Origin of the sequence: Flavobacterium sp. (assembly GCF_031537875.1) — a bacterium.
GTDB lineage: Bacteria > Bacteroidota > Bacteroidia > Flavobacteriales > Flavobacteriaceae > Flavobacterium.
The window spans coordinates 1-7,441 of record NZ_JAVKNB010000017.1; the positions used below are offsets into that span (position 1 = coordinate 1).

At 36.2% G+C, this 7,441-nt stretch carries 5 protein-coding genes; 4 read left to right on the forward strand and 1 reads right to left on the reverse strand.

Going from position 1 to position 7,441, the window contains the following annotated elements:
- From RMR09_RS11325 to RMR09_RS11340, 4 genes are all read left to right on the forward strand, one after another.
- On the forward strand, positions 1–271 hold a 271-nt coding region (locus RMR09_RS11325; RefSeq protein WP_310595914.1), incomplete at its 5' end, for an OmpA family protein.
- Between the two features lie 280 nt (positions 272–551).
- On the forward strand, positions 552–4,559 hold the full coding sequence (locus RMR09_RS11330) for a S8 family serine peptidase (protein ID WP_310595915.1): 4,008 nt from the start codon (positions 552–554) through the stop codon (positions 4,557–4,559).
- Between the two features lie 7 nt (positions 4,560–4,566).
- Entirely contained in the window at positions 4,567–5,274 is a 708-nt protein-coding gene (locus RMR09_RS11335; RefSeq protein ID WP_310595916.1) for a hypothetical protein, read from the forward strand.
- Between the two features lie 10 nt (positions 5,275–5,284).
- Positions 5,285–6,025 (forward strand): DUF1080 domain-containing protein, encoded by a 741-nt coding sequence (locus RMR09_RS11340; RefSeq protein ID WP_310595917.1) that lies wholly within the window; start codon positions 5,285–5,287, stop codon positions 6,023–6,025.
- Between the two features lie 3 nt (positions 6,026–6,028).
- On the opposite strand, the gene RMR09_RS11345 is transcribed toward RMR09_RS11340, so the two are convergent.
- Positions 6,029–7,087 (reverse strand): helix-turn-helix domain-containing protein, encoded by a 1,059-nt coding sequence (locus tag RMR09_RS11345; protein ID WP_310595918.1) that lies wholly within the window; start codon positions 7,085–7,087, stop codon positions 6,029–6,031.
- Positions 7,088–7,441 lie beyond the last annotated feature (354 nt).

A 7,441-nucleotide genomic window follows, 5' to 3' on the forward strand; every position in this document is an offset into this window, starting at 1 on the left:
AGAAGTACTGACTCAAAACCCAAGTATCAAAATCGAGATTGGATCGCATACGGACAGTCGTCAGAGCAAAGCATACAACCAAGGGTTATCACAACGCAGAGCTAAATCTACGATGGACTACTTGGTCAAACGTGGCATCGCCAAGACCCGTTTAACAGCTAAGGGTTATGGAGAAAGTCAATTGGTGAATCAATGTGCTGATGGAGTTAAATGCTCAGAGGCCGACCACCAACTCAACCGAAGAAGTACCTTTGTAATAGTAGGGGAGTAATTAAAGGTTAAAAAAAATATTTATTGCCCTTATAGAAAAGCGGCTCGTCTTAATTGATGAGGCGCTTTTCGTTTTTATACATCTTAGTCTGTTTAGGTACGAAAAAGCCTATATGTGGTAGGTGGATACTATCTTTTCCTTCTATAAATATTGAATTGATTTTTTTGTTACGTACCAAAATCTCAAATAAATAGTATAAATTTACTTTTTTATTTGACCTTGCATGGTAAGGTATACTGTTTTAAATTCCAAATCGAATTCTCTTTAAACCCAAATTAACATGAAAAAAAAATTAGTGTTTCATTATTTTTTTTTATTTTTTTCCATCATTTTATTGGGACAAAATAATGAAAAAACAGCCCCAGCTTTCCGTTTTATAAAAGAACGACAATTAAATAAAAGTAGCACGACTTTGCCTTCTATATATGCTAAGGCAGAGTCCAAAAGAGTAAATACTTCCACCGGAGTAGCTGAATCGGGCTACAATTGTATTATTTATACAAAACACCCTGAAGTTTTAAAAACAAACGGAATAGCTATTCAAAGTACACATGCTTCTTTTGTCACTGCTTGGTTAAGTCTAGACCAGATTTCCAAAGTGGCGGCCTTACCCGAAGTCTATTTTGTGGATACCCCAAAATTTTTAAAGAAGAATAATGATATTTCTGTAGCCTCAACAGGAGCATCCCTTTTACATGCAGGGAGATTAGATAACACGGCCTACAAAGGAGACGGAGTGATTGTGGCCATTATTGACACAGGAATTGACTGGGATCACCCCGATTTTAGAAACCCTTCTGACCAAACCAAAAGTAGAATTTTGAGAATTTGGGATCAAACGTTGACACCAATAACTGGTGAAACGGCTCCTACAGGTTTCAGTTTAGGAGTAGAATATACACAATCACAAATTAATAACGAAATTGATGGAACCCCCGCTGGATTTGTTCGTGAAAAAGACGTTGATGGACACGGAACCCATGTTGCAGGAATTGCAGCAGGAAATGGAGCTGCATTAAGTACAAAATATGCTGGCTTAGCACCTAATTCGGATATTGTTATAATTAAATCAGGAGATGGCTCTTTTGACACTTCAAATATTATAGTTGCATTTGATTACTTAAAAAACTTAGCTACAAGTTTGGGTAAGCCTATAGTAGTAAATTTAAGTTTGGGCTCACAAACAGGTGCGCATGATGGTACAGATCCCTTAGAGTTAGCTATAGACAGTTTTACAGATACTGCTGCAGGACGAATAGTAGTAGTTGCTTCTGGGAATGAAAACGGAGAAAATATTCATAAACAAATTGTTTTGACGGGAACTACTAACGCATCGGTTAATATGCAAGTTACAACAGCTTCTACCAGTACTTCACAAGATGTTTTTCAATTTACAGCTTATGCAAATGACACCAGTGCGGTAACGGCTATAATCACCGCTCCCGATGGAACTCAAGCTAGTTCTTTATCTAATAACGGAACTAGCATTATGAGTGGAAAGGCAAGGGTATATATGTCAAATTATATTGATCCAGAAAGTGGTGATAGAAAAATACAAGTGTATGTTACAAGAACTACTACATCTACTGATGTAGCTGGAACCTGGGCGATAACCTTTTCCAATACGACATCAAATACAGTAACAATAGATGGATGGTTAGACACCAAAGGGGATGATTTTTCTAGTATGGCGATAACGGGAGGGGATAGTAATTATTTAGTTACCATTCCGGGATGTGCTACTAAAGCGATTACAGTAGGAGCTTATATGGCTAAGATTGATTGGTATTCTTCTTCTGGTAGTGGGTATAATTATACCAATGGGACTCAAGACGGGATAGCGGGATTTAGTTCAATAGGCCCGAGAAGAGATAATGTACAAAAACCCGATATTACTGCTAATGGTCAGGCAGTAGTTTCCTGTTTGTCTTCTGATTCAGGTTTAGCTAACGATTCGCCTTACATGGTAGTAAATGGTTTGTATAGAGTGGAACAAGGAACAAGTATGGCAACACCTGCCGTGGCAGGTTGTGTTGCATTGTTACTGCAAAAAAAACCAAGCGCAACATTTGCTCAAATAAAAAATGCAATTGCTACTACCGCAACAAAGGATTCTTTTACTGGATCAACCGATAATAATACTTGGGGTAGCGGAAAAATAGATGTGTTTAAGGCGGCGTCCAGTTTTTCTTATTGTCAACCATTAGCACGAACCACCTATAATTACGAACAAGCCTACACAAGTGCTACGAATTATTCTTATGATTTAAGTTCAAAAAGAGCTGCAATTCGTTTCACAGCTACATCATCGGGTAATTTGGGAGGTGTTTATTTAAAAACGGTACGAACACAAACTCTAACCAATCTTACTATAGAAGTAAGAGCTACTAACGCAGGGATTCCAGGAACACTCTTAGGTTCGATAGTTGTAAACCCTAACAAGATTGTTAAAAATACTTGGAATTATGTTGATTTAAGTTCGTTAGGAATAGCGATTACTAATGCTGCAGAGTATTTTATAGTTATTTTGCCTGGATCAACAGATACTTTTGGATTGGGTCAGGAAAATGCTAATAATACCAGATCTTTTATTTCATCTAACGGTACAACTTGGACTTCGGTATTGAATTTAAGAATTCGCCCAGTTGTATATGCCAATCCAGTTGGCGCGCCTACAATAGCACTTACTTCAGTCGCGGGAACAGATACACAAGCACAATGCGTTGGAACTGCAATTACACCTATTACTTATGCTACTACAAGTGTTACAGGAGCCACTTTTATAGGTTTGCCAACTGGAATAAATGGAAATTGGGCGTCTAACGTTGCCACAATAAGCGGTGGCACTACTACTCCAGCAGGAACATACGCTTACGCTGTTCAACTAACTTCAGGTTGCGATACGGCTACAGCTACAGGAACAATAGTCATTGGCGGAGTACCGGCCATCAGTAGTGTTTCGGTTGCTTCGGGAACATCGGGAACAAATGTTACCATTAATGGAACAAATTTAGTTGTTAATTCTGCTTCAACGGTTACAATTGGTGGAATTTCAGCAACAGTAAATAGTGCTACACGCACTATGATTATCGTATCACTTCCTACGGGGAGCAGTGGAGGAAATATAGTAGTTACTAATTCGTGCGGTCAAAGTTCAATTCCTTTTGTGTATCCTTATTCGCCTCCTTCAAACATTATATTAAGCACGACTATTACCAACGAAAATAATACTGTTGGCGCAACAGTAGCGACTTTAAGCGCCACAGATTTGGATGTAAATGATACATTTATGTACGAATTAGTGAGTGGAACGGGAGGTACAGATAATTCTAACTTTACTATTGTAAACAATATTTTAAAAGCAGCGATTGTCTTTAATGCTCAAACCAAATCTACTTATAACATACGTATACGCGTTACTGATGCAGGAGGGTTGAGTTTTGAAAAAGCAGTAGTAATTACTGTTATTGGTGATTCTGATTCAGACGGTGTACGAAATGAATTGGATTTATGTCCGAACACTCCTTCTGGAGTGCGAGTGGATTTTAATGGATGTGAAGTGTTTTTATTACCTTCAGATAATTATTCGGTTTTAGTTACGGCAGCGTCTTGTGTAGGGCAACAAAATGGCGCAATTAGTGTAGCAGCTAAAAACACATCGTATGTATACCTAGTTACCATTAATGGTCAATCAGGTTTTGAGTTGAATACTTCCAATTCGTTTAAAAATCAATTTTCAAATTTAGCTCCGGGAACATACGAAATCTGTATTACTATCCAAGGTAAGTCTAATTATTCCCAATGCTATACTATGAAAGTAACTGAACCTAATGTTATATCAGTTACCAATAAAATGAGTAGTACAGGCAAACAAGTCACCTATAATTTGAACGGTGCGAGCAGTTATAATGTTACATTTAATGGTGTTACCCAAACGTATACGTCGAATACACTCACTTTTGATTTAGCTTTAGGCCAAAACACCATTACAATTTCAACTGATTTGTACTGCCAAGGTCAATATGAAGACAGTATTTTTATGAGTGAAAAAGTGGTGTTTTATCCTAATCCAGTTCTAGAACATCTTTATGTGTATTGTGCAGGAACTGATCACCAAGTCGATATCACTATAACAACTCTTTCGGGTAAAACTAATGCAATTTTCACAACAGTAATTCCCGAAGGAAGAATTGTTGACTTGGATTTAAAAGACTATGCTTCTGGATTCTATTTAGTTCGTTTAAAAGGCAATTCTATAGACGAAATCATTAAAGTAATTAAAAAATAATAGCCCCATGAAATCAATATATAATATACTATCGTTTTTTTTATTTGTATTCCTTGTATCTTGTGGAGGAAGTGATCCTGGACCTTCAACCCCAACGATTAACAACCCTGGAAAATCCGTTTTAATAGCACCCGCTAGCGGGAGAACGTGCGAAGAAGGAACCAATACCACAACTACCCAAAGCACAGTTTCTTTTAGTTGGAATAGCGCTTCAGATACGGATACCTACGATTTAAAAATCACTAACTTAAACACTCAGGAAGTAACCACACAAACAGGAATTACGACTACAATGAAAGACGTCACTCTTACTAGAGGACTACCGTACTCTTGGACTATTACCTCTAAAAACAAAGGCACAACGACAACAGTTAGTGATACATGGAAGTTTTATTTAGCAGGTAACGGGGTAACCAATTACGCCCCTTTTCCTGCTTCGGCGGTGAGTCCACTACCAGGAGTTGTTGTTACCCCAACCAATGGCAATGTAACCCTAAGCTGGGAAACAAGCGATGTAGAAGGCAGTGCGTTGACTTATACTTTGTATTTTGACACTATTGATGGAAAACAATCCCCATTAGATACTAATAAAAATTTAACAACTAAGTCCAAAGCAGTTGCGGTCAACGCCAATACGGTTTACTATTGGAGAGTAATTACTAGCGATGGAAATAATATATCTACAAGTGTGGTGTACACTTTTAAAACCAACTAACTATAAACCAATGAAAAACAATTTACTATTAAAAGCCGGAATTCTTTTTTTTAGCACATTAGGATGTGTTTCTTACTCCCAAGAAAAAACAAGTTGTAATGTATTAACAGATACTGAAAAACAAGCAGGTTGGGCATTGCTTTTTGATGGTAAAACCACCAATGGATGGCATTTGTATAACGAAGGCAAAATCAAATCGGCTTGGTCTGTTCAAAATGGCGAATTGATTTGTGATCCAAATACAGAGAAAGTACAACGTGGCGATTTGGTTTCGGATAACCAATATGAAAATTTTGATTTTACGTTTGAATGGAAAATTTCAGAAGCAGGAAATAGTGGGGTGTTTATCAATGTGCAAGAAGCACCTGAATTTCCAACGGCTTGGACAACAGGGCCAGAATACCAGCTGTTAGACAATGCCAATATGCCTAAAGACTATTTGCAAGATGGGAAACATGCAGCAGGATGTGTATATAGTTTATCTCCCTTGTTACACGAAGTGCAGCCAAAACCTTCAGGCCAATGGAACAGCTCTAGAATTGTACAACAAAATGGGGTCATTACCTTTTGGTTGAACGGTGTCGAAACGGGTCATGAGGATATGAAAACCGAACGTTGGAAACAACTAATTGCCGGAAGTAAATTAGGAAATTTTCCTTCTTTTGGGAAAGCATCCCGCGGAAAAATTGCTTTTCAAGATTGGGCAAAAGGGGTTGCTTTACGCAATATAAAAATTAAAGAAATCAAGTAGGGGTTAATGCTCTTTGTCTAAACCTTCTATTTGATTGATTTTGATAAATTCAATAGGAGTAACTCCTGTTGTCTCTTTAAACGAAACAAAGAAACTAGTTCTCGATGAAAAACCTGCTTTTGTCCAGATTCCCTCCATTGAAAGTTGATTTAAGTCTCCTTTAAGTAAACAATCTTTAGCATATTCGACCCTCAACTGCGCTCTTATAGTTGTAAAACGGCTATTGAGTACGCTGTTAAAACAGTAATACAAATGATGTTTTTGAATATCTAATTTTCTTGCTAGGTCTTCTAATCCAAAATTAGGATCGGTAAAAGGCTTTTTGTTTTTCATGTATTCCATTACCATTTCTGCTAATTTCTGAAAAGCTTCTTCCTCCTCTTCTTCTATTTTTTTAGGAATCGTTTTTGCTGGTTTTGGAGACTCTATTCTATTTTGTTTATTGTTCAATTCAATTTCTTTAGTAGTCGGAACGGGAATTCCATAAAGCACTTGAGGAAAAAAAATCATCAATACGGGTATTAAGCTAAAAGAGATGATTAAAAAATAATTGATATTTAGTGAGTTGATAGTATCTCTTGATGTTAACACTCCATTAAAAAAATCAATAGCAAGTAATAAATAGCTTATTGAACACACTCCAACAACAAATAGAATGGAATACAACCATTTTATAGCAACACATTGTTGACGATTTTTAGGTAGCTCCTTTTGTTTTTCAAAAGAATAACGAATTAACAAAAAAAGACTGGCTACAATATAAACAACGAGTAGCAAAGTTCGGACTAATAAATTATAGCTACTGTCATATAGCCAGCTAATATTTAGGTTGAGATGATGGTTCGGGTTTTTAATTAAATTCTCAGCTATGAGAAGCTTAGAATCAAAGTCTTCAAAGTAATAAGGAAAAATAGAAATCAATCCAATTACAACAGGTAAAAAATGAAGCAAATCCCACCCGCTCAATTTTGCAGAATCTTTTAAAGTCCCTCTAATATAAAAAAACAGCATAGGACCTGTTAAATATAAAACAGGCATAAAATGACCGTATACAATTGCCAAATAAAAGGGAGAGTGGTCAATAATTGTAAAATAATGTAAAATTGCACTAATACACAAAGGAATTAAAAACCCAGATAAATACAAACCATTAGTGTTAACCCTATAATTATAGAATGTTTGAACTATCGTAAGTAGCAATGTGCATAAAGAAATAAATAAAATCATAAATTGGGGCTAATCTAATTTTGATTCAAAGATAATTTTTTTTTTGGAGTCTTCTAATCTTTTATTAATAGTCTAAAAAAATTAATTGTAGTTCGAAAACTTCAAAACCGAACTCATTTTTAGATGATATTTCCTAAAAAAACTTACGAGCAATATAAATTTGTACGATTGTACAAACCCCACATCATT

Coding starts and splice junctions, on each gene's coding strand:
- RMR09_RS11330 (WP_310595915.1), top strand. CDS start 552: ATGAAAAAAAAATTAGTGTTTCATTATTTTTTTTTATTTTTTTCCATC.
- RMR09_RS11340 (WP_310595917.1), top strand. CDS start 5,285: ATGAAAAACAATTTACTATTAAAAGCCGGAATTCTTTTTTTTAGCACA.
- RMR09_RS11335 (WP_310595916.1), top strand. CDS start 4,567: ATGAAATCAATATATAATATACTATCGTTTTTTTTATTTGTATTCCTT.